Origin of the sequence: Streptococcus sp. HMSC065E03 (genome assembly GCF_001815045.1) — a bacterium.
Lineage (GTDB): Bacteria > Bacillota > Bacilli > Lactobacillales > Streptococcaceae > Streptococcus > Streptococcus parasanguinis_AD.
Map to the genome: position 1 here is coordinate 130,145 of NZ_KV818852.1, position 25,552 is coordinate 155,696.

Below are 25,552 nucleotides of genomic sequence, written 5' to 3' on the forward strand. Positions count from 1 at the left end.
AAATAATTTCTAAGGGTGTTTCTGTTTATTTGCGATCGTCCTATTTTGATTCTTCATTTCGCTTCAGACTAAAATGGTCTGGCAAGGGGTCCGGTCCTGCTTTGGTTCCAGGATGGCAACGTAGAATCCTCGCAATCCCCATCAAGACACCTTTCACACCAAAACGTTCAATCGCTTGGATCATATAATTGGAACAGGTCGGTTGAAAGCGACAAGAAGGCGGAAATAGGGGAGAAATCCATTTTTGATAGCCTCTGACCAGTGCAATTAGGATTGTTTTCATGCTTTTTTAGATTTAGTTACTGCTAGATTGTGCAGTTGGCTGATTTCTTTTTTGTTCAAGCGACGGTATTCACCCGGACGTAGCCCTGAGACGTCCAAATTTCCAAACTGGGTCCGGGAGAGTTTATCCACTAAAAGTCCCACCGCTTCAAACATCTTTTTAACCTGGTGGTTACGCCCTTCATGAATGGTCAACTGAACCACTGAACGGTTCTTTTCAACATCGACTTTTAAAATCTCGTAAGTCGCTGGCTTGGTTTTCTTTCCATCAATGGTCACCCCTCGCGTCAAGGGACGCAAGTTTTCCTTATTGGCAATCCCTTTGACACGCGCCACATAGACCTTATCAATTTCATTGCGCGGGTGAATCATCTCATCTGTAAAATCACCATCATTGGTCAAAATCAAGACACCAGATGTATCCCAGTCCAAACGTCCCACTGGGTAGATGCGCTCTGGTACTTGAGATAAAAGGTCAACGACTGTTGTCCGCCCTTTATCATCTGATACACTAGAGATGACGCCACGTGGCTTATTTAAAAGATAATAGACCTTTTCTTCGTTATAGATTGGAGTCCCTTCTACTTCAACCTGATCACCGGTTTTAATGATAGTCGCTAATTCACGCACAACTTGGCCATTGACCGTCACCAAGCCTTGCTTGATCAGTTCTTCGGCCTTGCGACGACTAGCCACGCCTGCATGGGCAATATATTTGTTAATTCTCATCTAGTTCCTCTGTTCTCTCTGAAAATAATTGACCTTCTTCTGGATCGATGTCCACTTCCTCAACCTTTGGCAATTCCTCCAAATGATTGATCCCCATATAATCCAAAAAATACTCCGTCGTGACATACAAATTAGGACGCCCGAGGACTTCTTTTTTTCCGTCTTCGCGGATCAGATCAAATGACAGTAGTTTGGTAATGGCACCACTGGAATTGACGCCTCGAATATCATCGACCTCCACGCGGGTGATCGGTTGCTTATAAGCAATAATTGACAAGGTTTCAAGGGCAGCCCGAGACAAACTTTGGTTCATAGGCGTTCTAGAATAGTCTCGTAAAACCGAAGCGTAGTCTGCCTTTGTCACCAATTTATAACGGGAAGCTGTCTCCATCAAACACAGACTGGTATCTGTGTCCTCCTGGTATTTTTGGCTTAATTTTTCTAAACTTTGCACCACACCTGTCGGAGGTAAAGAGAGAAGGTCTGCGATTTGTCTGGCAGTAATTCCTTCTTCACCTGCTACAAATAAGAGTGCTTCAATTTCAGCTAATTTGCTCATGTTCAATCCTATTTAAGTAAATTTCTCCAAAAGCCCTATCCTGGATCACCGTTACTTCTTGAATCTTGATCAATTCAAGGGTTGCAAGAAATAGAGTAATGACCTCTTGGAGATCCGTTGCTTCTAGAAACAAGTCCTGCAAGAGAACTTGTGAGCGATCGTGGAATCGGTGACGCAGCTGGTCCATCAGATCCTCAATCTTGTATTCATCCTTTACAATGGTCGTATGGTTCTGACGGAATTCTTCTTTTTTCTTGGTCAATAGTTTTGAGAAAGCCAAGAAAAGATCCACCGTTGTACGATCGTGAAGCAATTCCGTATCGTCGTAGACCAATTCCATCTTTGGTTTCGAATAATAGAGGGCGCGCTCCTCGTGCTGCGAGGCCATCAACTCTCCTAATTGCTTGTAAGTACGGTACTCTTCCAATTGAGAAAGGAGGTCCTGCTCTAGATCCTCTGCTTCATCCATCTCCTCTGCGACCTTAGGAAGAAGTCTACGACTCTTGATCAGGGTTAGTTGACTAGCCATCAGCATGTATTCCCCTGCTACCTCTAGTTTCATAGCCTGGAGAGTCGCCAGATAAGCCAGGTACTGTTCAATCACCTCAATCAAGGGGACCTCATAGATATCCATCTGGTATTTAGAGACCAAGTGGAGCAAGAGGTCCAAAGGCCCTTCAAAATCTTTTATTTTAATATCCATTATTTATATTTTTCTAATGTCACCATGGTTTTTAGGCCCAATTCACGCGCAATACTAAAGAGATCCACACCGAGTTCACGTTGTTTCAAAATATACTGCTCACGAATTGATTGGGCCGAAAGGTCTTGGTTGCCTTTTTCGATCAAGAAGGCTTCTAACTGTCGGAATCCCCACTGACGGGAGTAAGATTTTCCTTTATTATCAAAGAGATAGACACCATCGAGGAAGAGTTGCAACTCATCCAGTAACGGCTCTGGAACTTTTAAAACCCGTTTTTGTCCATCTTTGCCCACTCGAATGACATGAAAGTCCAGCTGAATATCTTCGACTTTGACTTGGAGAATCTCACTTGGCAATAAGCCCATCTCCAGAATCAACAAGGCCATCAAGCGTCCCTGAGGGTTAGTTGATTCATCCCAAAAATGGGTCAGATCCAACAATTCCCGATCATGGGTCTTGGCCGGTTGAATTTTAGGCAATACCAAACGATGGTATTCAGAAATAAAGCGTTCTTGATACAAATAATATAAAAATTGGTTGACGGCAGATAATTTTCGTTTTTGAACCGCCGGTTTAAAATCTTTAATCGAAGCTTGGTAAATTCTCAAATTTGTCGGTGTCACTTTTCCATGGATCGACTCAATAAATTGGTCCAAATCATAGAAATAGGCAGACTGAGAATTTTCACTTAATTCTTTTTGATCAATAAAACTTGCAATAAATTCTTTCATTTTGGAATCATCTCGTATTCATTTGAAAAATCATGCATTAGCGAATTGATGGCTTTAAGAATCGATTTCCGTGTAATAATCCCTTGGAAATAGCCTTCTTCATCCACCACCGAAAGGAAGGAGTCATCCACCAACTTGTGCAGGACTTCTGTCAAATTGAAGTCTAAGCCGATGATCCCGACCTCTTTTTTTGCAACGTCTACGATATCCATCGAGGCAAAAGTCTCCTCAGGAATCTCGTGTTTCAATTGATAAGATAGAATATCCGTTAGGGAGATCGTCCCCACAAACTTGCGTTCATCCGTCACTACCGGAATACGACTATAGCTAATCTGGCTCAACAGCAAGACAGCATGGTCTACATTGTGGTTATCAATCAAGACCGCTAAATTTTTGGCTGGAGTTAAGAACGTCTCTTCCTGCGCCAGCAAGAAACGTTCAAATTCCTTTGCTATCATCTGCTAAACTCCTTTGTCAATTCAGGATACAACTCATGATCTCGCGTATAATACTCTACCTTGTAATGAGAATCATCTATCTCAATTTTAGCATAGAGACACTCTCGAATCAGACCGCGTGGCTGACTGATCGATCCAGGATTCACAAAGAGGGTTCTTCCTTCCTTCCAAGCATCTGGGATATGAAGGTGGCCGTAAAGACAGATATCTGCTTCTTCCTCTTGGGCCCACAGATCCAATTTTTGAAAACTAAAATTGATCTGGAAGAGATGCCCATGGGTCTGGATGATTCGTGTTGGCCCTAGTTGGGTCACCAAGCGTTCCGGATAGCCATCATAAAAATCCATATTTCCTTGGACAACGTGGATCCCTTCCCAGACAGGATCATCACTTTTTAGTTCAGAATCCCCATTGTGAAAGATCCCATCGACCTGGCCTAGGTATTTTTCTTTAATAGCTTCAACAATGGAGCGGTCTCCATGCGAGTCACTCATAACGATGATTGTTTGCTTTGCCATGATGGAAATACCTCCAATAACTTTTTAACAGCTAAAGCACGATGTGATTGTGTATTTTTTTCTTCTAGCGTTAATTCAGCAGCAGCACGGCCCGTTTCCCCAACTAAGAAGAGAGGGTCATAGCCAAAGCCGTGTTCCCCTTTGGGCTCAAAATTAATATACCCTGGCCAATCTGCTTCCACCACTAGGCTTTCCTTGCCTGGTCTTGCGACCACCAAGGTCGTATGGAACTGAGCTGAACGATCTTTCAAGTCAAAGACCATGGCCAATTCGTGCAACAATTTCGCATTGTTTTCCGCATCTGTCGCACCAACTCCCGCAAAGCGAGCTGACCAAACTCCTGGTAAACCTCCCAAGATATCTACCTTCAAACCTGAATCATCTGCTAAGACTGTTTTCCCAGTTAGCTCTGCAATCGTTTCAGCTTTTAGGCGGGCATTCTCTTCAAAGGTCATCCCTGTTTCTTCGACTTCTGGAAGCTCTGGGTATTGATTGAGATTTTCCACTTCAAAGCCCAGCTTTTCAAACATATTACGGAATTCTTTGGTTTTTCCCTCATTTCGAGTTGCAATGAGAATCGTATCTTTGACCTTGTCTTGACCCAAGAAGGCTTCCAAATCCACCCCATCACTTGGCAAATGCAAGTAAAGCAATTTCCCTTTTTCAACCAATAGCAAGGCTCCTTGACGCTGTACAATCTCAAAAGCTCTTCCCTTGACTTCATTCAAGATTTCGGTCAAAAAGGTCAGAAAACGAAAGGCTGAACCATAGCGCATCACCGATAGATTGAGAGGCAATCCTTCAGGATCCTTGGCAAAGAGAAGTTCCAGCTGATCTAACAGAGTGGAAGCTTCCGCAGGCACTTGACTAAATTGGTTGTAGTCTGCATCTTCTCCCCATTGGGCAATATACCAATCTTGGGGATCTTTGTATTCAAATAGTTTGTCACTCATAAATTTACATGCTCCACATTCACTGAACGTTCTAGCCATTTTTCGGCAATCGCTGCAAAGCTATTGGCATTTGCAGTGGTATAAAAGCGGTGGGTCTGTTCTAAGAGTTCGCGACTCTTATTGAGCTCAAAATAGTTTAATAAGACGGAAATATCCCGAACACACTCAGCTCCACTATCAATCAATTTGACATCCGGTCCCATCACATTTTGAATGATCGGTTTTAAAAGGGGATAATGGGTGCATCCCAAGACCAAGGTATCAACCTTTCCAACTAGTGGTTTTAGGGTTTCGTAAACCACCTTTTTGGTCACACTGGATGCCAACTCGTTTGATTCCACTAAAGGAACAAACTTGGGACAAGCTAAACTGCTGACTTCCATGTCTGGTGCCAGACTTTGAATCTTCTCTTTATAAATTCCAGAAGAAACCGTCATCGGTGTCCCAATGACCCCAATTTTTTGATGGGTCGTCGATTTAATGGCTGCAGAAGCTCCGGGTAAAATCACTCCTAAAACGGGAATATCAAGTTTCTCCTTGACTTCTTCCCAAACAACTGCCGTCGCTGTATTACAGGCTAAGACAATCATCTTGACATTTTTGGTCAGAAGGAAGTTCACCATCTGCCAAGTATACTCGCGAATTTGGTCTGCTGGTCTAGGACCATAAGGTGCACGCGCTGAATCTCCAATATAGACGACATCTTCGTGAGGAAGCTGACGGAGCAATTCGCGGACAACAGTTAGGCCCCCTACTCCAGAATCTAAAAAACCAATCGGTCGGTTATCCATATCTCTTCCTTCCAAAAGGAGGGACTAAGAAATTCCTCCAAGCCCCTCTCATTTATTATCGTGAGATTGCCCCACTCTTATTTTTTCTTGTTTTTCACCATTGCTGATTTTTGTTGGTTCACAATTTGGCGATAGACTTGTTGAACTTTTGCTTCGCTTGGACGTTGGCCGCTCGCACCTAAAAGCGTACGGACTGCTTCAACATTCAAACGTGGGTTTGATGCAAATTCTTTTTCAAATTGACGACGAAGCAAGAACATTCCTGCAACCATCCCACCAAAGAAAGCTAAAATAATCAACAAAATTCCTAAAAAGAGATTCATACAATTTTCTCCGATCCATTATTTTTACATAACTATCATTATATCAGACAATCGCTTATTTTTCAATGTCAAAGCCGTAGAGTGTCGCAAGATAATCTTCTGGTTTTTCTGCTCGACGAATCAAACGGGCCTGCCCATCTTCTTGAAGCAAAACTTCTGCTGAACGCAACTTAGCATTGTACTGATACCCCATTGAAAATCCATGGGCTCCAGTGTCATGGATCACGAGCAAATCTCCAATCTCCGTCACAGGTAGTTCTCGTTGTTTGGCAAATTTATCGTTATTCTCACAGAGACTTCCCACGACATCAACCACTTCAGTTGGTCCATCTGGACGATCCATATTGGTAATATGGTGATAAGCACCGTACATAGCCGGTCTGAGAAGATTCACAGCTGAAGCATCGACGCCCACATAGGTCCGGTAGGTTTTCTTTTTATGAGTGACTCTGGTTACCAGGAGGCCGTGTGAAGCCAGCATAAAGCGACCAAGCTCGGTATAGATTTTCACATGACCAAGTCCTGCCGGTTTGAGAATCTCATCAAAAACGCGATGCACACCTTCCCCAATAATGGCAATATCATTTGGTTCTTGCTCCGGCTTGTAATTGACCCCAACTCCACCAGAGAGGTTGATGAAGCCCAAGTGGACACCTGTTTTCTCGACGACTTCTACTGCCAATTCAAAAAGTTGACGCGCTAGCTCTGGATAGTAGTCGTTGGATACTGTATTAGAAGCTAATAAAGCATGAATGCCAAACTCTTCCACACCTAGTTCTTTCAACTCGATAAAGGCTTGGATCAATTGCTCCTTGGTCATTCCAAACTTGGCTTCTTCAGGATTGTCCATAATATCGGTTCCCAGTTCAAAAACTCCACCAGGATTATAGCGGCAAGAAATAACCTTGGGGATGCTGGTCACAGACTTCAAGAAAGCAATGTCTTCATAGGCGTCCAGATTGATCGTTGCCCCTAATTCTCTCGCATAGACAAATTCATCAGCTGGCGTGTTGTTAGAAGAAAACATGATTTCTTTCCCACTAAAGCCCAGTTTATCCGCCATTAACAATTCCACGTAGCTGGCCGTGTCGACTCCACAGCCCTCTTCTTGCAAAATTTTTAGGATCGATGGGTTAGGAGTCGCCTTGATGGCAAAGTATTCCTTAAATCCTTCATTCCAAGCAAAAGCTTGATGGAGGGCACGAGCCGTTTCACGAATTCCTGCTTCATCATAGAGATGGAAAGGGGTCGGAAATTCTTGGGTCAGACTTTCTAATTGTTCACGGGTTACAAAAGGTGTTTTCATAAGCGCTCATTTCTATTCTTTAGTCACTATTAGTATAGCACAAGTCGAAAGACAAAAAAAGCCGAGGCAACTGCCCCAGCTCAATCTCTCTTTGATTAGTCGTTTCTTCCGAAGATACGAAGAAGGCTGATAAAGAGGTTGATAAAGTCAAGATAAAGTTCCAAAGCCATCGCTACTGCCCAACCTGTAGCAGGTTGACCATTTGTTTGATCATAGACATAGCGAATCTTTTGGTTATCCCAAGCTGTCAATCCTGCAAAGAGGAAGACAGAGATAATACTCAAGATATAGTCCATTCCAGAACTTCTCAAGAACATGTTCACAACAGAAGCGATGATCACACCGATCAAGACTCCCATCAAGGCACGTCCCATACCAGAAAGGTCTTTTTTCACGACGCGTCCGATAGCTCCCATGACAATAAACATCAAGGCACTGACCAAGAAAGCCTTATAGACCGTCGCTTGCATGTAGCGAGCAATGATAAAGCTCAAGGTAAAGCCATTCAAAGCTGAGTAGATCAAGAAGATCGGAAGAGCAGACGGGCTATTTTTAACAGCCTTCCCACTTGCAACAAAGACCAAGATCAATTCTACAACCACTGCTGCATAGTAAACCATTGGTGCTGTTGTCAAGATTTGAACGAAGAAATCTTGAAAGACCGTCATCATGAGACCAGAGACAAGGGCTGAAATCCCAACACCGATTCCAACTAATGAGTAGATTTTGTTATAAAAAGCATTCAATCCACTTTGTTCTTGGATTACTGAATCATTATACATATAAACAAGTTCCTTTCAAATTTGTTTACTACGATTTTAACATTTTTCGATGAAAAAATCTCCTTTTAGCCATCTTTTTACGCCATGGTTCTGAAGCTTCTTTAACAGCCCAGTATTTATCCACCATGGTCACTACGAAGGATTCTTTGTAGCGAGGCGGAGCAAGGGTAGCTCCCCACATGTGTTTAATAATGATGTCTTCTTCCTTGGCATTGAGATCTGTGATCTTTCGTGCATTTCTCACGGCAATGCGGGGATGGATCCAGGCGTGACTCTTGGTAAACTTGGTCTCGCGCCAATCATAGTAAAAGAGGTCATGCAAGAGGCCACCCCGAGCCGTACTTTTGGCATCCCAACCAAATTTTTTAGCCAGTTTATAACTGGTATAGCTAACATGAATGGAATGCTCCAAACGATTGGAATGAATATGGTGGGGAATGTCGGCTAATTTTTGAACCTTAGGATGCTGGATCAGATGGCCTACATAGGTCATGTATTCTTTGTCACGATGATATTGCATAAGATAACCACCTTTCGTTGATAAGCTCTCCCAATAAGATCTCCATCAACTTCTTCTTACAGGTTAAGTATACTTCTTTTTCTCAAAATTTCCTTAAAGAAAACATCAAAATTCCTGCTGCCACTGCAACATTCAAACTCTCGGCCCGACCTGGCATGGGAATATGAACCAGCTGGTCCGCTTGTGTCGCCATTTCCTGGCTGATGCCATTTCCTTCATTGCCCATAACCAGGATAAACCGATCGGTCTGAGGAAGCTGACGGTAGTCAATGGAAGCTTCTGAAAGCGTCGTTGCGAGAACTGCTAGATGTGATTGCGTAGCTCGCTCCAACAGTTCTTCTCGATCCAGTTTCCAGATAGGGATATGGAAATGACTGCCCTGCATGGATCGAAGGGTCTTGAGACTGTATAGATCTGCGGAGGCTTTCGAAAGCATGACGCCATCAAAACCTGCTGCATCTGCTGTTCGAATCATAGTCCCTACATTGCCGGGATCCTGTACATCCTCCAAATAAAGGTAGCGACCTTGTAACTGATCTGGAAGGACTGGTTGCTCCAGAGCGATCTCTGCGACAATCCCTTGCGGAGTCTTCGAATCTGCCAAGAGACTTAAGATCTCCGGGGTCACGACGGTGACTTTTTGGATGTTCTCTACCCGGTCTAAATAGGCTTCTAAAACAAAGACCTGTTGAATCTTCGCTTGATTTTCTACTGCCTCTTCAAACAGATGCCAGCCTTCAATGAGATAAGAATCTGTCCGGTATTTTTTTTGATGTAATTTTTTAGCATTTTTGATTACATTATTGGATTTAGACGTTATAATATTCATAGAACTATTATAGCACAAAGAAAAAGAAGAAATCATGCCTCAGATAGATTTCTTCGAGTCAAGGAGGTCGCACATGCAAAAGGTAAAAATGATTGCCCAAGGACGGGTTCAAGGGGTTGGCTTTCGCTGGGGAGTGTACAGTCTTGCTTTAGAGATCGGTGGGATTACTGGCCGTGTCTGGAATAATGACGACGGAACGGTTGGCATTCTGGCCCAGGCAGAGTCTAGTAGCCAAATGGCCAAATTCATTCAAGAAATTCGCAAAGGTCCTACACCTTTTGCACTTGTAACTTATTTAGATGTTACGCTCGCAAACTTTGAAAACTATACAGACTTTAAAATTGCAAATTAAGACTAGAGAACTATTGTGTATTTTTAAAAAAAACAGTAGAATAGAAAGGTAACATTTTAAAAAAGAAGGAACTATTTGTGAAAAAAAATAAACTTGCATTACTTGCATCGATGGGACTAGCTTCGCTTGTCTTCTTATCAGGATGCGTGAGTGTCGATCGGAAAACTGGAAATCCGACTGGATTGATCTGGAATCTTCTTGGCCGTCCAATGGGCGAAGCCATCAAATTCTTTGCCAACAACCTTGGCTTGGGCTTTGGGATCGGGATTATTATCGTCACCTTGATCGTGCGGTTAATCATCTTGCCACTTGGTTTGTACCAATCATGGAAGGCAACCTACCAATCTGAAAAGATGAACTACTTAAAACCTATCCTTGGGCCAATCCAAGAGCGCATGAAGAACGCTAGCACACAAGAAGAAAAGCTATTGGCGCAACAAGAATTAATGGCTGCTCAACGTGAAAATGGAGTTAGCATGTTTGGTGGAGTTGGGTGTTTGCCACTCTTGATCCAAATGCCATTCTTCTCTGCTCTCTTCTTTGCAGCTCAGCACACCAAAGGGGTAGCAGATAGTAGCTTCCTTGGCATTGCTCTTGGTAAACCAAGCTTGCTCTTGACAGCAATCGTAGCAGTTCTTTACTATATCCAAAGTATGCTCTCTCTTCATGGAATTGAAGATGAAACCCAAAAGGAAAGCATGCGCAAAGCATCACTGATGAGTCCGATTATGATCGGTGTCTTCTCATTGATCTCTTCAGCCGGAGTGACTCTTTACTGGGTAGTCGGTGGGGTGATCCAAATTATCCAACAATTTGTCATCAACTACTTGATTCGTCCAAATCTTCGCAAGCGCGTCGCTGAGGAATACAAAAACAATCCTCCAAAAGCGACTAGTCACCGCGTGAAAAAAGATGTCACACCTACTGCAACGACACAAATCCAACACAAACCAAAAAACAACCGCAATGCAGGAAAACAACGCAATAGAAAGTAGTACAAACTACTAATTCTAGCGGTATACAGTAGCACTTGAACCCAAGGTTCAAGTGCTTTTTTGATACCATTCAGTCAGTCAACGAAAAATTTTCACTCTCACAAAAAGATTAAGAGCACAAAAAAACAAGCCCTCTTGGAGGGCTTGCGTTTTATAGTTACGCTGTTTTTTCTACGTTCAAAATTTTCACTTGGTAGCTTCCAGCTGGTGTCTCAACCGTGACAACGTCACCTGTCTTCTTACCAATCAAAGCGTGACCGATTGGGCTTTCGTTAGAGATCTTTCCTGCAAAGGCATCTGCCCCTGCTGAACCAACGATGCTGTATACTTCTTCATCTGTTTCGCCAACTTCTTGAACTGTAACGGTTTTTCCGATCGCTACTTCGTCTACTGCAACAGCGTCACTATCGACGATTTCTGCATAACGGATTTTTGTTTCCAAGCTAGAGATTTGACCTTCAACAAAAGCTTGTTCATCTTTTGCCGCTTCATACTCAGAGTTTTCTGAGAGGTCACCATATGAACGAGCGATCTTAATCCGTTCCACCACTTCAGGTCGACGGACCAATTTCAATTCTTCTAATTCTTGTTCCAATTTTTCTTTTTCTGCTAGGGTCATTGGGTATGTTTTTTCTGCCATTATTCTTCTCTTTCTATTATTTGAATGAAAAAGCTGTGGACGCGCCACATGCTTTTTCTAGTTTGAACTTGCTTGTGTCAATTTACTATTGACGTGTTCTTCTACATTTTTATTGTGTTCTTCGTATGTCTTAGCGAAGAAAACTTCACCATTTTCGACATTTGCGACAAAATACAAGTAATCGGTCTTACTTGGGTTCACCGCCGCTTCGATCGCTGATACTCCAGGGTTATCCACTGGGCCAGGCATCAAGCCGGTATTCTTATAAATATTATAAGGTGAATCCAGCTCTGTATCGATCGTTGCATCTTCTTTTAAGGTCGTCTTTTGACCAAGTTTCCCTTCGGCATAAAGAATTGCAATATTACTTTGCAAAGGCATGTCTTGGTTCAAACGGTTATAGAAGACACTCGCGATATCTTTGCGGTCCTGATCCGTCGCCCCTTCTTTTTCAACCAAGGAAGCAAGAGTCAATACTTCGTTTACATTGATGTTCTTGCTCTCAAGTATTTCATAGTATGGGCTTAAGTTTTGATCCATTGCCGCAAGCATCTGATCGATCATCTCTTTCACTGTGGTATCTTTCCCATAGTTATAAGTAGCTGGGAAGAGATAACCTTCTAAACGGTAGCGAACACCAGAATCCTTACTTGGTAGATTCGCCAAGAGCTTAGGATATTTGGCCACCATCTTCTCAATAAAGGCATCGTCTTGGACAGCCTTCAAGAAATCTTCTTTCTTGAATGGAGTCTTACCTGCCTTCTTAGTGGAGACATCGGCGGTGATAGCCGTCGCAATCTGATCAATCGTATAGCCTTCTGGAATCGTGACCTTTCCAAGAACTGGAGCCTGAGGAGTTTTGGTTCCCTCTTCTTGCAGTTTTTGGATGATGGTTTCTAGATCCATGCTCTTTTGCAGGTTGAAATAACCGGATTTGAAATTGCTATAGTTCTTGAACTTGGTATAGTAGTTAAAGAACTGGCCATTTTTCACGAGTCCTTTTTTCTCAAGGATCGCGCCAATCTCACGATTACTTGAACCTGCTGGAATCTCAACCGTTACGAATTCTGTTGCATTTTTATCCATCGGCTTGACAGCTGAATGGATATAGGTCACAGCAAAGATCCCTGTAGCCACGATCACAATCAGCAAAAGGCTGACCACTGTCCGCACAATTCGTTTAGCGATTTTATTTTGTTTCTTTTGTTTTTGTTGGCGCTGGTTACGAGAAGAGCGCGATAAGCTTTCCTCTACCGGTTCCTGACTTGGTTCTTTTGGAGCAGGCTTTGTAAGCTCACTCTTTTCTTCCACAGCAGGAGTCGCCTTTACCGGCTCCACTGGTTCTTCTTTGGGAGCCGACGCAGATTCTTCTACTTTTGGAGGTGGTGTTGCTTCTTCCTCCTCTTTCAGTGAAGAAGGGGTTTCAATGCTTCGATCAGGTAGATCATACTCTTTTTCGATCTTTAGAAGTTGCTCATTGGCCTCTTCTAAGTCTCTGAGGATCTGCTCTTTGAAGCTTAATAACTTCTCACTGTCTTGTGATTTATCAGTCAAATAATTGACCTCCCTCATCATAATCCTTAATATTATATCTTAAAAGATTTAGAAAAGCAATACAAATCGCCCTTCTTCTTCAAAATACCTATTTAATCAAGGTTTTCATTTTCCCAGACCAGATTGTACCAAACTTCACCCGCATATTGGGATTCTGAAAGACCTTCATTGGTAAATCCTTGCTTTTCGTAATAAGGGATCAAATAATCATGACAGGTCAAATTGATCCCTTGACGGCCATCCTTAATCGCAATTTCTTTCATTGCCTCAAGCAAGAGGGTTCCAACCCCTAGCCCTTGGGCTTCTTTAGCAATGGATAGACTCGTAATGGAAATAAAGCCTTTTTCTAACTGGCTTAGATCTTCAACCTCTGAAAAAGAGGAATCGATCAAATAGCGCTCCGGTCTAACAGGTCCTTCTAAATAGCCTAATATCTGACCTTGGCACTCTACTACAAGAAATGTCGTTTGAATCTTTTCGATGTGATCTTTTAAAATCTCACGCGCAATCGCTTCTTCTTCTGAGAAATTTTCAAGCTCAATGCGCTCGATGGCATCCAAATCCTGCAGCTCTGCCTGTCTAATGTGAATCTTTTCTTTCATCATTTACCCCTTCTATCGTTCCCAAACCATATGGACACCTCGATCAGACTCAGCTTCATCTCGAAATCCTTGCTGGGAAAAATAAGATAGTAAGTCTTCTGGGCAATCGATCCAAATGGCTTCCTTTTCCTTTTGAACAGCTAGATCCTTTAAAGCAGCGATCAAAATAGAACCATAGCCTTGACCTTGAAAGGCTGGTCTCACTGCTAGTCGCAATACAATTAGGTCTCCTTTTAAAGGCTGGTCTTCTGTCGCCAACAAGTAAGCCACAGCATCCCCCGCCTGCTCTGCAAGCAAAGAAATGGCTTCCTTCGAACCTAGCGCTTCCTCAAGAGTGGCCTTGTGCTTCTTTTCTTCATTGTCATGAAGTTCTTCTTCTAGCAACAGCAACTGTTCTTGATCAGCTGGGGTGATTGATCGAATCATCATCCTGCTTTCCTCATCTCATACTCCTTCAGTGGACAGATAAATTTAAGTCTGGAACCAATCGATTCCAGACTCAATCATCTCTTATTGTACACTATGTGTCAAACTAGATAATAAACGCTCAAATGAGTATTCATAGGTTTGAATATCTCCTGCTCCCATAAAGACATAGACCGCATTTTCATGGTCAAGAAGAGGAGAAACATTCTCAGCTGTAATAATCGCTGAACGTTTGACAATTTTTGCTTCCAAATCTTCAACTTTCACATCGCCGTGATCGACTTCCCGTGCAGAACCATAGATCTGTGCCAAGTAAACAGCATCTGCTTGATTCAAGGCTTCAGCAAATTCATCCAACAAGGCAATGGTCCGTGTAAAGGTATGTGGTTGGAAAATGGCCACAATCTCTTTGCTTGGGTATTTTTGACGGGCCGCATCCAAAGTTGCAATAATTTCCGTTGGATGGTGCGCAAAGTCATCGATGATCACTGTTCCATTGACTACTTTTTCAGTAAAGCGACGTTTCACGCCAGCAAAGGTCTTCAAATGCTCGCGGACTAAATCTAAGTCAAATCCTGCAATGTAAAGCAAACCAATGACTGCTGTAGCATTCATGATATTGTGGCGACCAAAAGTTGGGATATGAAATTGCCCCAAATCTTCTCCACGGAAATGAACGTTGAAGGTTGAACCAGTCGTTGAACGAAGCAAGTTGCTTGCCACAAAATCGTTCGTCTCCTTATCAAAACCATAGTAATAAATTGGTGCTGATGAGGTAATCCGACGCAATTCTTTGTCTTCTCCGTAGATGAAGAGGCCTTTGCTGATTTGTTTGGCATAATCGTTAAAGGCATTAAAGACATCTTCCAAGCTCGTGAAATAGTCTGGATGGTCAAAGTCAATATTGGTGATGATGCTGTATTCAGGATGGTAAGGCATAAAGTGGCGTTCATACTCATCTGATTCAAAGACAAAGTATTTGGCTGCTGCAGAGCCACGACCTGTCCCGTCACCAATCAAATAACTGGTATCAGTGATATTTGATAAGACGTGAGAAAGCATCCCTGTTGTTGAGGTTTTTCCGTGTGCTCCGGCAACCCCCATGCTGACGAAGTCACGCATAAATTCACCAAGGAATTCATGGTAGCGTTTATAGGTTAGGCCATGCTCATCTGCATAAGCGATTTCCACATTGTTATCTGGACGGAAAGCATTCCCAGCAATGAGGATCTTGTCGCCTTCCAAATTTTTAACATCAAATGGATAAATTTGAATTCCTGCTTGTTCCAAGCCACGTTGCGTAAAGTAATACTTCTCAACATCTGACCCTTGAACCGTATGTCCCATTTGGTGAAGCATGAGGGCTAAAGCACTCATTCCTGCTCCTTTAATTCCAATAAAATGGTATGTATTAGACATGTTTTCTCCTTATTCTTGATCTAGATGGGTTAAATCCAATTCTTGTTTGATTGGCTGTGGTTTCAACTTGTGCTGATCTTTATTGTATATTTGGCTAGTCTTTAAGAAATCATAATTGTTTTTCTTTTCAGTCGGTTCTGCCACTTCTGGTTCTCCTGCAGATTCGAACTCTGCAAGGATCAACTGATCTTGTCGTAATCGTTTGCTATATTTCAATAATTCACCCGGATTTTCCTTTTGGAAGGGAGCCGTTGGCTGACCAGGTTTTCGTTCAGAAATAAATGATTTTTTCCGTTTACTTGTAGTAGCTGCTGGATCCGTTGTCAGATAGGGAGCTGTGCGTTTCTTTTTCAGATCTTCACGAGCGCGCTCTCTCGCTTCCTCTGCATAACGATTGGCTGGGCTTTTTTTATCAATCGGCTCTTTAAAATCAGGTTTTCTTACTGGCCGTCTTTTCGGTAGGGGCTCTTCTAATGGTTGGTGGTAAGGATGCTTAGGTTTGGTATTTTCAGCAATCGGTTGCCATTCCAAATAATTTTTATCCACATAGTCGCCTGTAATGTTACTAATCAAGTCTGTTTCATCATACAGGTTCATGTGGGGCATCTCTGTTAACATCAACTCATTATCCCCTACTTGAGGAAAATATTTTTCTGTCATGCTTTCTTCCTTTCGACACTCCATTAATTATAAACTATTCACAGAATTTTTCAAGCTATTCTGACTGAATTCCAAGAATCTCACGAATTTCCTCAACCGATAAACTAGATCGTGTTTCCGTTCCGTCTAAAATCGTTGAGACCAAGTGTCTTTTGGAAGCTTGTAGTTCTTGGATTTTTTCTTCGATCGTACCACGAGTAATCATGCGGTAAACTTCAACATTTTGTTCCTGTCCCATTCGATGGGCACGTCCAATAGCCTGGTCTTCCACTGCAGGATTCCACCACAAATCGACTAAGATGACCGTATCGGCACCAGTGAGGTTCAATCCAACCCCTCCAGCCTTCAGAGAAATGAGAAAAGCATGGCGCTCACCTGCATTAAAAGCATTGGTCATTTCTTGTCGATCTTTAGCGGGAGTAGAACCTGTGATTTTAAAGGAGGTCATGCCAAGCTGGTCAATTTCCTGCTCTAGGATATCCAGCATGCCTCTAAATTGAGAGAAGATCAAAACCCGGTGTTCGCCATCCTTGATTTGACCCAAAAGATCTCGAAGGCTCTCTAATTTCCCACTATCTCCCTGATAATCTTCCATAAAGAGGGCGGGGGTATCACAGATTTGACGAAGGCGCATAAGACCTGAGAGAATTTCAACCTTGCTCCGATTTAGTTCCTCTTCACTAGAGGTTCGAACTCGATCTTGAATTTGTTTTAATTGAGCCAAATAGATCGTTTTTTGACTTTCATCCAACTCATTGTGGTAGGTTGTTTCAATTAAGTCCGGTAATTCTTGGAGCACTTCATCTTTTTTCCGTCTCATGACGAAAGGTTTGACAAAACGCGCAATGGTCTCAGGACTCAATTTTTGAAATTCTTTTTTAGCCGGGAAGAGCCCTGGAAGGACTATTTGGAAAATGGACCAGAGTTCACCCACATGATTTTCAATCGGTGTCCCAGATAGGGCAAACACATGCGGAACCTCAAAGCCACGTAAGTGTTGGGCAATCTTGGTTTGGGCATTTTTCATGACCTGGGCTTCATCTAGAATCAAGTACTCATACTGATTCTTCTGGTATTCCTCCACATCTTGACGGAAAGAAGCGTAACTAGTGATAACCACCTGTGGATTGGTTGCAATGAGTTCATCTCGGTGCTGCTTGAGACCGTAGACGACTGCCACTTCCATCTGAGGAGCGAATTTTGAAAATTCTTGTTTCCAATTGTAGATGAGACTAGATGGAGCGAGAATCAAGATTTTAGTTTCTTTTTTTGCAACACTGGTCAAAAATGAAATAGTCTGCAGGGTTTTCCCAAGCCCCATATCATCCGCTAAAATACCACCAAAACCATAATGATTTAGCATGGAGAACCATTTAACCCCTGTTTCTTGGTAATCCCTCAGGGTCGCTTGGATTGTCATCTGAGGAAGTTGGAAGTCTTCTGGATGAGTCAGATCATGAGCTAAATTTCGAAATTCTTCTGAAAAATGAACATTGTCTTGATCTGCCAACAAATCAGATAGCTGATAAGCAGCAATCCGGCGGGCTTGTAGTTTCCCACCCTTGCTCATTTTCGCTCGCAGATCTGCTAAGGCTCGACTAATCTTCTTAGTTTCTTCATCAAAGACAAGAACTTTCCCTGTATGGCTGACAAAATAGTCTTTTTGCCCTACTAGAGCTTTGAGGACCTGGTCCACTTCGGCTGGATCCACACTTTCAAAGTCAAAACCGATCTCCAGTAGACTGCCATTGGTTTTAACATCAATTTTTGGACGCTCCACTTGATAAAGATCTAAAAGGCTATCAGAGAGGGTAACCTCTCCTAAGGCTTCAAAAGTCGGGATCTGTTGGTGAAAGAATGGATAGATTTGCTCACTTGATAAAGGACTTCTTTGGGAAGAAAAATCATCCGTAAAACCTGCTGCTAGCATGGTTGAAAAGACTTCTTGCTCCTTATCGAAATCACTAGAATAAGGAAGATTGAGAAGTTCCTCACGCGTGGTCACCACACGATCCTGGTATTGAAAGACAACATCCAGTAATACAGTCTGATCCTGTGCTAGATCAAAATGAAATTCCGGAGTGAAATCGTGGATTAAAAAGCTGGTCGGTGCTGTTATTTGTCCCAGTTTTTTGAACTCTTTTAAACTATAGGAAAGCTTTGTTTGGTCCGTTGGATCAAAATGCAGGCGTTTTTTGCGATCCTGATCCATTGGTAAGTCTTGAATCGCCTTCCATAGGGTTCGCTGTTGGGGCGTCAGGTGATAGAAGACACCATTTCGAAACAGGTAAACAGCCGACTCGACAACCTTCACTTGTGGCTCCGTAATGATCAATTCGTAAAAATCACCATGGTCTTCCACCTGAAAATGAAAGAGATCTTCCTCCCCATGGACATCCTGAAAATAGACTTCAGAAAAATCATACAAGCTGTATTGCAAGAGGAAAGAATCCAAATTCATCAGTAATTCTACAGCTTCTTCAAAGAGAGTCGGTGGAAAATAAAGATGGCGCCCAGCATTGGGAAAGAAATCTTGCTCTTTCGAGCCACTATCTGTGACCAAGCCTTGTAGGAAATTGATCACATCCTGACTAGGCCCATCAAATTCTAAATAAGAAATGGGTTCATAGTAACTTTTGCCAATTGCAAAGTGGCCTTCTTTTTGAAGGGTCTGCAAAAAAGCTAGCACATCTCTGATCACATAAGAACGCTCGTCTGGCAAGCGACGAATGCGAAGGGTCCACAAGAATTGACCAGAGTATTCATCCTCCTGCCCGACTGCTGATAAGACATAACGTGTTGCTTTCTTTTCGATTTTTGGAAGAACCTGGTCTAAAAACAAACTTCCAAAAGAGACCTTCTCCTGCGTTTCTTCAGTCGCCGTGGCGTCTTCTTCAAGACTTGCAAGAGCTGCTTTCCCACTGTCATCATTCTTCAAAAAAGCTTCCACAGCTGCCAGATGCGTACAGAATTTTTTCTTTTGAAAGAAAGCACAGCTACAAAAAACGGCATCGTCGTCCAAACTGTACCGCAAGCTTTCTTCTTCCACCCGAAAATACAGGTATTTTTCTTTTACTTCCTGAAGGGAAACTTTCCCAGCTTCATAGAGAAGGCTCCCTTGTGAACGAACCTTCCCAGGAATTAATTTTGCCATGTTTACCACCTTAGATTAATCCCTTTATTATACCATATTTAAGATAAAATTAGAAAAGATAATTTTACTATTAAAAGGATTTTAACTTACTTTTAGAAAAAACTGAGACAGTCTTGTCCCAGATTTTCACCTGATTTCGTAATAGAGTTACCTCAATCAGCTATCCATGATTTTTCTCTTTTAACCGTCTGAGCGAACAATAGACAGAATAGCTAAATAGAGAGGAGAAAGATCCCGATAGCCCACAAAAAATACGACCTATTTTTTAATAAAATCCCCAACAATAGGATCAAGAGCTCCAAGCTTACGATCGAACCGAGAAACAAGAGATACAGATAGATTTTAAATAATAAGTACACAAACCTAAAGCTCTCATGATCTTCATGAGTTTACTCTACTCATCCTTAAAAAAAGCATAAGGAATAAAGAATATCCGGACCATGATACTACGCATCTGACTATCCTCCACTTCATTTTACCAGCTTATTAAAAAAAGCAACGCTTATGCGCTACTTTTAGTTGTTTTCATAGTTGGAAGAATGAGCGTTTTATCATTTGAAATATCCTTCTCCACTTTGATCCATTTGTCTCGTATTCCCTACTTCCGTTTTCGCGCAATCAAATGGATTGGAGTTCCTTCAAAAACAAAGGCCTTGCGAATTTGGTTCTCCAAGAAACGGAGGTATGAGAAGTGCATCAGTTCTTCTTCGTTAACAAAGACCACAAAAGTTGGCGGCTTGGTTGCCACTTGTGTCGCATAGAAGATCTTGAGACGTTTTCCTTTGTCGGTCGGCGTTGGATTAATGGCAATGGCATCCATAATCACATCGTTCAAGACAGCTGAAGGAATCCGTGTATTTTGACTCTCACTGATCTGTTTAATCATCTCTGGCAACTTGTGCAAGCGTTGTTTGGTTAAGGCAGAGACAAAAACAATCGGCGCATAAGAAAGGTATTGGAATTGATCGCGAATGTCATCTTCCCACTGCTTCATGGTATGGTTGTCTTTTTCAATGGTATCCCATTTGTTGACAACAATGATCATACCTTTACCAGCTTCATGAGCAAAGCCAGCGATCCGTTTGTCATACTCCCGAATCCCTTCTTCGGCATTGATAACCATCAAAACCACATCTGAGCGGTCGATGGCACGCATGGCACGCATGACAGAATATTTCTCAGTGTTTTCATAGATTTTACCAGATTTGCGCATACCAGCTGTATCGATCATGGTAAATTCTTGGCCATCTGCATCGGTAAAATGGGTATCGATGGCATCCCGTGTGGTTCCAGCAACAGGGCTTGCGATGACCCGGTCTTCTCCTAGGATCGCATTGATCAAGCTTGACTTCCCAACATTTGGGCGACCAATCAAGCTAAATTTGATGATATCTGGATTTTCTTCTTCTGTGTCATTCGGAAGATTTTCGATGATGGCATCGAGCACATCCCCAGTTCCGATCCCGTGGACAGAGGATACCGGTAGTGGCTCACCCAGTCCCAAGGCATAAAAGTCATAGATATCATTGCGCATCTCTGGGTTATCCACCTTGTTGACAGCCAGGATCACTGGTTTATGGGTCTTATACAAGATACGGGTGACATATTCATCGGCATCGGTGATCCCTTCTTTTCCAGAAACAACAAAGACAATGACATCTGCTTCGTCCATGGCAATTTCTGCCTGATGCTTGATTTGCTCCATAAATGGGGCATCTACGTCATCAATTCCCCCTGTATCAATGATACTAAATTTTCGATTCAACCACTCAGCTGTTGCATAAATGCGGTCACGAGTGACTCCTTCAACATCCTCAACGATGGAGATCCGCTCACCGGCAATCCGGTTAAAGAGCGTAGATTTTCCAACATTGGGACGGCCTACAATCGCAATAGTTGGTAGGGCCATGATTTCCTCTTTTCTAAAGATAGGCGAGACCTCGTTTCAAGAAGGCCCCTCTTCATTTCTATAATAGTTTGTGTTTTTCCAGTAGATGTTTGGTCGCTTCTTCTTCCGGTTTCCCAAACTGAGCTGCAAGTCGCTCGCTCCAGCTATCTGTCGCACGCGCTCCCGCATAATCTGCCTGTACCTTGTCATAATCTGTCACAACTGATAGGTCTTGCTCTTGGTATTCTTCTTCAAAAGCAATATGTTCCAAAGGCAAGCGCGGTTTCACAGCATGTTGTTGATTTGGCACTCCGAGAGCAATTCCAAAAACAGGGTAGGTATAGTCCGGTAGACGGAAGAGTTCTGCGACTTCTTCTGAACAATAGCGCAACATACCGATTATCACTCCACCATAGCCGAGACTTTCAGCTGCTAATAGCGTATTTTGAGCTGCCAGAGCCGCATCCACTGAAGTGATCAGTAAATTTTCAACCCCTTCAGGATGGAAGTCCTTCTCATGAAGTTTGACAGCTTTTTCAGCTCGGTTTAAATCCCCTACAAAGAGAAGAAATACAGACGATTGGCGAATGGCCTCTTGGCGAAGCAATTGGTAAAGAGCCTCTTTCTTCTCTCTACTTTTTACGACAACCACAGAATAAGACTGAAAGTTTTTCCAACTTGAAGCCATTTGACCTGCTGATAAGATTTCCTTAAGATCGGCTTCTTTAATCGGTTCTTCCTTAAAGCGACGAACAGAAAAATGAGACTGCATTAAACGGATAGTATCATTCATCGACGATTTACTCCTTCTAAATGGATTTCCTTAGCTAAAAATTTCACACGCTCCATAACGCGTTTAGCCTGCCAGGTTTCATCACCATTGCGTGACGTTGCAAAATGGCGTTCCAACTCTTCAAAATTAAAATTGGAGGTGAAGAAGGTTGGAAGATTTTCCTGCATCCGGTGTTGCAAGATCACCTGCAAGATTTCATCTCGCACCCAGGCTGACATCTGCTCCGCCCCAATATCATCGAGAATTAAAATTTCGGCTTTTTTCACCTGGTCGACGGTTTCTTTGACCAAGCCTGAACTGATGGCATTTTTTACATCGATAGCAAAACTTGGGAAATGAAGTAGGGTAGTAGAGGCCTGACGTTTTTCGGATAAATCATGAGCCAAGGCTGCCATCATGTAGCTCTTTCCTACTCCAAAATCACCATAGAGGTAGATCCCCTTTTGATATTCCGGATAGTTGGCTACAAAATTGGCTAATTCTTCAAAGGCCTCAAATCGTCCCTTATCATCGAGCTCTACCTTGGCTAGACTGGCTTCTTTTAAGGTTGAAGGGAGATTGATCAAGTTAAGACGTTGGTTGATCGCAGCCCGTTTTTGGGCTTCGATTAACTCTGGTGTCTCCTCATAGGCCACATCTGCATAACCTTCATTCATGGTTAGGATCGGTTTATAGCCTTTGGCAATATAATCCGGATCAGCAAGCAAAAAACGGTTTCGCTCACTAATGTATTGATTAAATTTTGAAATACTCCGTCGAATTTCTTGCTCAGACAAAGACTGAGCTTGGATAAAGGCAGCGACTTCTTGGTCTGCTAAAATCTGTGCCACCAAATCCTCATAGTTAAATTGACGCGCACGGTTCATGTGAGACATGGTTTGACCTACACTTTCCATCTACTCACCTCCTTGATTCAGTTTTTCTAATAGGCGTTGTTTCTCTTTAGCAAGATCCACCTTTTCTGCTTGACTGGTTTGATTTTGATAGTTTGGTTGGCTCCACTTGGGAACATTGCTGTTCTTGCCCTTAGCTGATGTAGGACTCGTCCCCTTGTTTCCTTGAGCTTTAGCTTGTTCCTGGCGTTCTCGAACTTTTAAAACTGCCAGTTCTGCACTGTTGACGCCTTGATAAGAAAAATCATTTCCCACCTTCAAAGCATACTTTTCATTGAGATTAGCAGACTGGGTCTTGTTAAAGGTCAACAACAAGATAATATTGATCACCTCGTCTAGTAAGCCTAGATCAGCTAACTTGGATAATGTCTTGCGTTCGCTCTGCGTAATGGTCGCATTGCGCGCCTTCTTAATCTCCGCTAGAAATTGTAGGCTGGATTTTGCCTTCGCTTCCCTCAGAATGGTTTCTTCCTGACGGCTATAGGACATGCGGGGGTGCTCCTGGCTCGCCTGAGCCAACTTTTGCTTCATTCTCTTTGGAGAGACAATCCGGTCTACAGCCGTTTCTTTTGCTAGGAGATAGGTTTCATACCAGGTCCATTGTTGTTCTTCTGCGAGGGCAAAGAGGGCTAAAGTCGCTTCTCCTTCATCCGCAAAACGAAGTCCATCACGCCCCATCATTCGCTTAAACATCTCCATATCAAACTGCTGTTTCTTACTTGGAAGAACGGTCGCCTCACCAGCATCTAGTCCAAAGACTTGAGAGAAGGAAACTTGCCGTCTAGTTCCTAAAGAGCGTGCTGGGATCAGATCCTCAACAGCCTTTTCCCCAATCTTTTTTTCAAGCAAGCGTTTAAAAACAGCATTTGAAAAAAATTGTTCTGAGGCAAGAGGAGCATGTAATTGGATGGTGATCCCAACTTCTTCCTCATAGAGATCGATCAACCCCATGGCAATTAAACGATCAAAAGCGAGTAGCAACTGTGGAAATCCTATATTCAAGTGATTGAGGATTTGAGCCAGTAAATATTGTTTTTCACCCTGATCATAAGAGGCCAGCAGATAACGATAAACTGCTACCGTTTCCGTCTCCAAAATAGGCAGGTAATACTGCTCCAATGCAGCCCCTGCCGGCGGAAGAAGATTATTTTTTAAAAATGAGAAAGGCGTATTAGGCTTCATCTATTTTTCCTTTTTCTTCTTGGTTCCCTTCGTGATTTGTTTCAAGAGGGTCTCTAATTCACCGACATCCTTGAAACTCCGGTAAACACTTGCAAAACGGACATAGGTAATCTCATCTAGATCTGCTAACTCATCCATAACCAAAGAACCAATATACTCACTGTTAATTTCATTATCACTTTGGCTGCGAACCTTTTGCTCGATCCGGTTTACAATTTCTTCGATTTCGTCACTAGAAACCGGCCGTTTTTGAGCTGAGCGGATAATACCATTAAAGATTTTATCACGAGAAAATTGCTCGCGTGTCCCATCTTTTTTGACGACCACTAGGGTCCGCTCTTCCACTCGTTCGTAGGTAGTAAAGCGATAATGGCATTCTTCGCATTCCCTGCGACGACGGATGGTGTTCCCATCTTCAGCTTGTCGACTATCCACCACACTAGACTTACTTCCACCACATTTTGGACAACGCATTTGCTACCTCCTTAAACTGTTTTAACACTTCATTTTACCATAAATTGAATCGTAAAGAAAGCAGAAGAACAGGAGAATCCCCTATGCTTGCTCCTATTTGATCCATAAAAAAGAGTCGAAGGACGATTTGAATAAAATCGTTTTCCTTTCGACTCTCCGTTTATATTAAAGCGATAATTCAGCTTCTAAGCCATAGTGATCACTAACATGGGGTTTGTTTTGACCATCAAAAATGACATGTAGACGCTGGATGTCCCATTCTGGACTTGCAAAGACGTAATCAATTCGCAATGGAACTTGATTGTCTGTCCAGCCATCGATTCCAGGGCCTACAGTATAAGTCCCCTTTGTTTCTTTGGCTTCAATAAAGCTGTCTTGAAGCTTAAGGGAACTGGATAGAATCGTCTCATACCCTTCTTGACCAGCAGGATTATTGAAATCACCAGCTAGAATAAAGGGTTTGCTTACTTGGCTGAAGTAGTTCTCAATGCGTGGCCACTCAAATTGGAAACCTTTGTCCCACCAAGAAAGATGGACGCTGGCAACAGCAATCTCTTTGCCATCCACACTCGTATGGGCAACAGCCACTCGACGGGTATGGTAGTCCGTTGGATCATCCATATTGGATACCAAAATCTCATCCGCCTTCAAGGGTTGACGCGAAAGAACCGCTACACCCTCATTGAGGTGATCATAGCCAATATGGTTGTAAGCCCAAGTCCAATAATAGTGGAGCCCATGAGCAGCTAACTCTTCTACCAATACGCGAACAAAGTGATCTTTGTGAATGGCTACAGCTGATGGCAAAGCTTGATAATACTCATCTGTTTCGACTGCTTCTGAGGCCATTTCTTGATTGACCTCTTGGAAACAGATCACATCATATTGCGCTTCTAAAATTTGTTCCTTGAGGGTTTCAAATTTTTGCTGAGCATTCTCTTCCATCCAACTATGGGAATTTAATGTTAAAAATTTCATCCCCTGATTTCTCCTTCTCTCCAAATCAAGAAACGGCAAGAGGCCGGGTGCACTGCCC

General features: G+C 42.7%; 29 protein-coding genes. 2 read left to right on the forward strand and 27 right to left on the reverse strand.

Annotation, left to right across the window (positions count from 1 at the left end; genetic code table 11):
- Positions 1-40: 40 nt before the first annotated feature.
- From yidD to HMPREF3002_RS05360, 14 genes are all read right to left on the reverse strand, one after another.
- Positions 41-283, reverse strand: coding sequence for a membrane protein insertion efficiency factor YidD (gene yidD, locus HMPREF3002_RS05295; RefSeq protein ID WP_049486129.1), 243 nt, complete (start codon positions 281-283; stop codon positions 41-43).
- Positions 280-1,011 (reverse strand): pseudouridine synthase, encoded by a 732-nt coding sequence (locus HMPREF3002_RS05300; RefSeq protein ID WP_003005375.1) that lies wholly within the window; start codon positions 1,009-1,011, stop codon positions 280-282. Before HMPREF3002_RS05300 ends, yidD begins: the two co-directional genes overlap by 4 nt.
- The gene (scpB, locus tag HMPREF3002_RS05305; protein ID WP_009731504.1) at positions 1,001-1,570 is read right to left on the reverse strand and encodes an SMC-Scp complex subunit ScpB; all 570 of its coding nucleotides are present in this window, start codon (positions 1,568-1,570) and stop codon (positions 1,001-1,003) included. The genes HMPREF3002_RS05300 and scpB overlap by 11 nt, the downstream gene beginning before the upstream one ends.
- Complete coding sequence (locus HMPREF3002_RS05310; RefSeq protein ID WP_013904016.1) at positions 1,554-2,273, reverse strand: segregation/condensation protein A; 720 nt, start codon at positions 2,271-2,273, stop codon at positions 1,554-1,556. Before HMPREF3002_RS05310 ends, scpB begins: the two co-directional genes overlap by 17 nt.
- Positions 2,273-3,004, reverse strand: a complete 732-nt coding sequence (gene xerD, locus HMPREF3002_RS05315; protein WP_070665472.1) for a site-specific tyrosine recombinase XerD — start codon at positions 3,002-3,004, stop codon at positions 2,273-2,275. Before xerD ends, HMPREF3002_RS05310 begins: the two co-directional genes overlap by 1 nt.
- Positions 3,001-3,462 (reverse strand): cyclic-di-AMP-binding protein CbpB, encoded by a 462-nt coding sequence (gene cbpB / locus HMPREF3002_RS05320; RefSeq protein ID WP_070665473.1) that lies wholly within the window; start codon positions 3,460-3,462, stop codon positions 3,001-3,003. Before cbpB ends, xerD begins: the two co-directional genes overlap by 4 nt.
- Entirely contained in the window at positions 3,459-3,980 is a 522-nt protein-coding gene (locus tag HMPREF3002_RS05325) for a metallophosphoesterase (protein WP_070665474.1), read from the reverse strand. The genes cbpB and HMPREF3002_RS05325 overlap by 4 nt, the downstream gene beginning before the upstream one ends.
- A complete protein-coding gene (locus tag HMPREF3002_RS05330; RefSeq protein WP_070665475.1) occupies positions 3,953-4,933 on the reverse strand; it encodes a nucleoside-triphosphate diphosphatase in 981 nt (326 codons plus the stop codon). The genes HMPREF3002_RS05325 and HMPREF3002_RS05330 overlap by 28 nt, the downstream gene beginning before the upstream one ends.
- A complete protein-coding gene (gene racE, locus HMPREF3002_RS05335) occupies positions 4,930-5,724 on the reverse strand; it encodes a glutamate racemase (RefSeq protein ID WP_003008361.1) in 795 nt (264 codons plus the stop codon). Before racE ends, HMPREF3002_RS05330 begins: the two co-directional genes overlap by 4 nt.
- A 77-nt stretch (positions 5,725-5,801) precedes the next feature.
- Entirely contained in the window at positions 5,802-6,047 is a 246-nt protein-coding gene (locus HMPREF3002_RS05340; protein ID WP_024055201.1) for a YneF family protein, read from the reverse strand.
- A gap of 55 nt (positions 6,048-6,102) precedes the next feature.
- Positions 6,103-7,353: a diaminopimelate decarboxylase gene (locus HMPREF3002_RS05345; protein ID WP_003008367.1), complete on the reverse strand. Its 1,251-nt coding sequence runs from the start codon at positions 7,351-7,353 to the stop codon at positions 6,103-6,105.
- Between the two features lie 95 nt (positions 7,354-7,448).
- Positions 7,449-8,135 (reverse strand): Bax inhibitor-1/YccA family protein, encoded by a 687-nt coding sequence (locus tag HMPREF3002_RS05350; protein ID WP_003008369.1) that lies wholly within the window; start codon positions 8,133-8,135, stop codon positions 7,449-7,451.
- A 28-nt stretch (positions 8,136-8,163) separates the two neighbouring features.
- Complete coding sequence (locus HMPREF3002_RS05355) at positions 8,164-8,655, reverse strand: HDIG domain-containing metalloprotein (protein WP_003005617.1); 492 nt, start codon at positions 8,653-8,655, stop codon at positions 8,164-8,166.
- Between the two features lie 82 nt (positions 8,656-8,737).
- Positions 8,738-9,484 carry a TrmH family RNA methyltransferase gene (locus HMPREF3002_RS05360; RefSeq protein ID WP_070665702.1) on the reverse strand — a complete coding sequence of 249 codons (747 nt, stop codon included), beginning with the start codon at positions 9,482-9,484 and terminating at the stop codon, positions 8,738-8,740.
- A 73-nt stretch (positions 9,485-9,557) separates the two neighbouring features.
- Between HMPREF3002_RS05360 and HMPREF3002_RS05365 the strand changes: the two genes are divergently transcribed.
- Both HMPREF3002_RS05365 and yidC read left to right on the forward strand, forming a co-directional pair.
- On the forward strand, positions 9,558-9,836 hold the full coding sequence (locus HMPREF3002_RS05365) for an acylphosphatase (RefSeq protein ID WP_037608039.1): 279 nt from the start codon (positions 9,558-9,560) through the stop codon (positions 9,834-9,836).
- A gap of 77 nt (positions 9,837-9,913) precedes the next feature.
- On the forward strand, positions 9,914-10,831 hold the full coding sequence (gene yidC / locus HMPREF3002_RS05370; protein WP_003008377.1) for a membrane protein insertase YidC: 918 nt from the start codon (positions 9,914-9,916) through the stop codon (positions 10,829-10,831).
- Positions 10,832-10,988: 157 nt separating this feature from the next.
- On the opposite strand, the gene greA is transcribed toward yidC, so the two are convergent.
- The 13 genes from greA to HMPREF3002_RS05435 all read right to left on the reverse strand — a co-directional run bounded on the left by greA (position 10,989) and on the right by HMPREF3002_RS05435 (position 25,494).
- Positions 10,989-11,471, reverse strand: a complete 483-nt coding sequence (gene greA / locus HMPREF3002_RS05375; protein ID WP_003005389.1) for a transcription elongation factor GreA — start codon at positions 11,469-11,471, stop codon at positions 10,989-10,991.
- 57 nt (positions 11,472-11,528) lie between these two features.
- Positions 11,529-13,046: an endolytic transglycosylase MltG gene (gene mltG / locus HMPREF3002_RS05380; protein ID WP_176745570.1), complete on the reverse strand. Its 1,518-nt coding sequence runs from the start codon at positions 13,044-13,046 to the stop codon at positions 11,529-11,531.
- A 71-nt stretch (positions 13,047-13,117) separates the two neighbouring features.
- A complete protein-coding gene (locus tag HMPREF3002_RS05385; RefSeq protein ID WP_176745572.1) occupies positions 13,118-13,627 on the reverse strand; it encodes a GNAT family N-acetyltransferase in 510 nt (169 codons plus the stop codon).
- A 12-nt stretch (positions 13,628-13,639) separates the two neighbouring features.
- The gene (locus HMPREF3002_RS05390) at positions 13,640-14,056 is read right to left on the reverse strand and encodes a GNAT family N-acetyltransferase (protein WP_003008386.1); all 417 of its coding nucleotides are present in this window, start codon (positions 14,054-14,056) and stop codon (positions 13,640-13,642) included.
- A gap of 81 nt (positions 14,057-14,137) precedes the next feature.
- Entirely contained in the window at positions 14,138-15,472 is a 1,335-nt protein-coding gene (gene murC, locus HMPREF3002_RS05395) for a UDP-N-acetylmuramate--L-alanine ligase (protein WP_023918907.1), read from the reverse strand.
- Between the two features lie 9 nt (positions 15,473-15,481).
- The gene (locus HMPREF3002_RS05400; protein ID WP_049486121.1) at positions 15,482-16,132 is read right to left on the reverse strand and encodes a divisome accessory protein ZapJ; all 651 of its coding nucleotides are present in this window, start codon (positions 16,130-16,132) and stop codon (positions 15,482-15,484) included.
- Positions 16,133-16,187: 55 nt separating this feature from the next.
- Entirely contained in the window at positions 16,188-19,286 is a 3,099-nt protein-coding gene (locus HMPREF3002_RS05405; RefSeq protein WP_070665477.1) for a pilus expression-regulating Snf2 family helicase, read from the reverse strand.
- A 598-nt stretch (positions 19,287-19,884) separates the two neighbouring features.
- Positions 19,885-21,195, reverse strand: a complete 1,311-nt coding sequence (gene der, locus HMPREF3002_RS05410; RefSeq protein WP_031575509.1) for a ribosome biogenesis GTPase Der — start codon at positions 21,193-21,195, stop codon at positions 19,885-19,887.
- Between the two features lie 58 nt (positions 21,196-21,253).
- Entirely contained in the window at positions 21,254-21,967 is a 714-nt protein-coding gene (locus HMPREF3002_RS05415; protein ID WP_049483340.1) for a nitroreductase family protein, read from the reverse strand.
- Positions 21,964-22,863 carry a primosomal protein DnaI gene (gene dnaI, locus HMPREF3002_RS05420; protein ID WP_070665478.1) on the reverse strand — a complete coding sequence of 300 codons (900 nt, stop codon included), beginning with the start codon at positions 22,861-22,863 and terminating at the stop codon, positions 21,964-21,966. The genes HMPREF3002_RS05415 and dnaI overlap by 4 nt, the downstream gene beginning before the upstream one ends.
- Positions 22,864-24,042: a replication initiation and membrane attachment family protein gene (locus HMPREF3002_RS05425; protein ID WP_049472058.1), complete on the reverse strand. Its 1,179-nt coding sequence runs from the start codon at positions 24,040-24,042 to the stop codon at positions 22,864-22,866.
- The gene (gene nrdR, locus HMPREF3002_RS05430) at positions 24,043-24,516 is read right to left on the reverse strand and encodes a transcriptional regulator NrdR (protein ID WP_003005476.1); all 474 of its coding nucleotides are present in this window, start codon (positions 24,514-24,516) and stop codon (positions 24,043-24,045) included.
- A gap of 165 nt (positions 24,517-24,681) precedes the next feature.
- Positions 24,682-25,494 (reverse strand): endonuclease/exonuclease/phosphatase family protein, encoded by an 813-nt coding sequence (locus HMPREF3002_RS05435; RefSeq protein WP_070665479.1) that lies wholly within the window; start codon positions 25,492-25,494, stop codon positions 24,682-24,684.
- Positions 25,495-25,552 lie beyond the last annotated feature (58 nt).

Coding starts and splice junctions, on each gene's coding strand:
- HMPREF3002_RS05415 (WP_049483340.1), bottom strand. CDS start 21,967: ATGAATGATACTATCCGTTTAATGCAGTCTCATTTTTCTGTTCGTCGC.
- HMPREF3002_RS05325 (WP_070665474.1), bottom strand. CDS start 3,980: ATGGCAAAGCAAACAATCATCGTTATGAGTGACTCGCATGGAGACCGC.
- nrdR (WP_003005476.1), bottom strand. CDS start 24,516: ATGCGTTGTCCAAAATGTGGTGGAAGTAAGTCTAGTGTGGTGGATAGT.
- yidD (WP_049486129.1), bottom strand. CDS start 283: ATGAAAACAATCCTAATTGCACTGGTCAGAGGCTATCAAAAATGGATT.
- HMPREF3002_RS05345 (WP_003008367.1), bottom strand. CDS start 7,353: ATGAAAACACCTTTTGTAACCCGTGAACAATTAGAAAGTCTGACCCAA.
- racE (WP_003008361.1), bottom strand. CDS start 5,724: ATGGATAACCGACCGATTGGTTTTTTAGATTCTGGAGTAGGGGGCCTA.
- HMPREF3002_RS05330 (WP_070665475.1), bottom strand. CDS start 4,933: ATGAGTGACAAACTATTTGAATACAAAGATCCCCAAGATTGGTATATT.
- scpB (WP_009731504.1), bottom strand. CDS start 1,570: ATGAGCAAATTAGCTGAAATTGAAGCACTCTTATTTGTAGCAGGTGAA.
- HMPREF3002_RS05355 (WP_003005617.1), bottom strand. CDS start 8,655: ATGCAATATCATCGTGACAAAGAATACATGACCTATGTAGGCCATCTG.
- murC (WP_023918907.1), bottom strand. CDS start 15,472: ATGTCTAATACATACCATTTTATTGGAATTAAAGGAGCAGGAATGAGT.
- HMPREF3002_RS05390 (WP_003008386.1), bottom strand. CDS start 14,056: ATGATGATTCGATCAATCACCCCAGCTGATCAAGAACAGTTGCTGTTG.
- xerD (WP_070665472.1), bottom strand. CDS start 3,004: ATGAAAGAATTTATTGCAAGTTTTATTGATCAAAAAGAATTAAGTGAA.
- der (WP_031575509.1), bottom strand. CDS start 21,195: ATGGCCCTACCAACTATTGCGATTGTAGGCCGTCCCAATGTTGGAAAA.
- HMPREF3002_RS05425 (WP_049472058.1), bottom strand. CDS start 24,042: ATGAAGCCTAATACGCCTTTCTCATTTTTAAAAAATAATCTTCTTCCG.
- HMPREF3002_RS05400 (WP_049486121.1), bottom strand. CDS start 16,132: ATGACAGAAAAATATTTTCCTCAAGTAGGGGATAATGAGTTGATGTTA.
- HMPREF3002_RS05310 (WP_013904016.1), bottom strand. CDS start 2,273: ATGGATATTAAAATAAAAGATTTTGAAGGGCCTTTGGACCTCTTGCTC.
- HMPREF3002_RS05300 (WP_003005375.1), bottom strand. CDS start 1,011: ATGAGAATTAACAAATATATTGCCCATGCAGGCGTGGCTAGTCGTCGC.
- HMPREF3002_RS05360 (WP_070665702.1), bottom strand. CDS start 9,484: ATGAATATTATAACGTCTAAATCCAATAATGTAATCAAAAATGCTAAA.
- cbpB (WP_070665473.1), bottom strand. CDS start 3,462: ATGATAGCAAAGGAATTTGAACGTTTCTTGCTGGCGCAGGAAGAGACG.
- HMPREF3002_RS05385 (WP_176745572.1), bottom strand. CDS start 13,627: ATGAAAGAAAAGATTCACATTAGACAGGCAGAGCTGCAGGATTTGGAT.
- HMPREF3002_RS05365 (WP_037608039.1), top strand. CDS start 9,558: ATGCAAAAGGTAAAAATGATTGCCCAAGGACGGGTTCAAGGGGTTGGC.
- mltG (WP_176745570.1), bottom strand. CDS start 13,046: ATGATGAGGGAGGTCAATTATTTGACTGATAAATCACAAGACAGTGAG.
- greA (WP_003005389.1), bottom strand. CDS start 11,471: ATGGCAGAAAAAACATACCCAATGACCCTAGCAGAAAAAGAAAAATTG.
- HMPREF3002_RS05340 (WP_024055201.1), bottom strand. CDS start 6,047: ATGAATCTCTTTTTAGGAATTTTGTTGATTATTTTAGCTTTCTTTGGT.
- HMPREF3002_RS05350 (WP_003008369.1), bottom strand. CDS start 8,135: ATGTATAATGATTCAGTAATCCAAGAACAAAGTGGATTGAATGCTTTT.
- HMPREF3002_RS05435 (WP_070665479.1), bottom strand. CDS start 25,494: ATGAAATTTTTAACATTAAATTCCCATAGTTGGATGGAAGAGAATGCT.
- dnaI (WP_070665478.1), bottom strand. CDS start 22,863: ATGGAAAGTGTAGGTCAAACCATGTCTCACATGAACCGTGCGCGTCAA.
- HMPREF3002_RS05405 (WP_070665477.1), bottom strand. CDS start 19,286: ATGGCAAAATTAATTCCTGGGAAGGTTCGTTCACAAGGGAGCCTTCTC.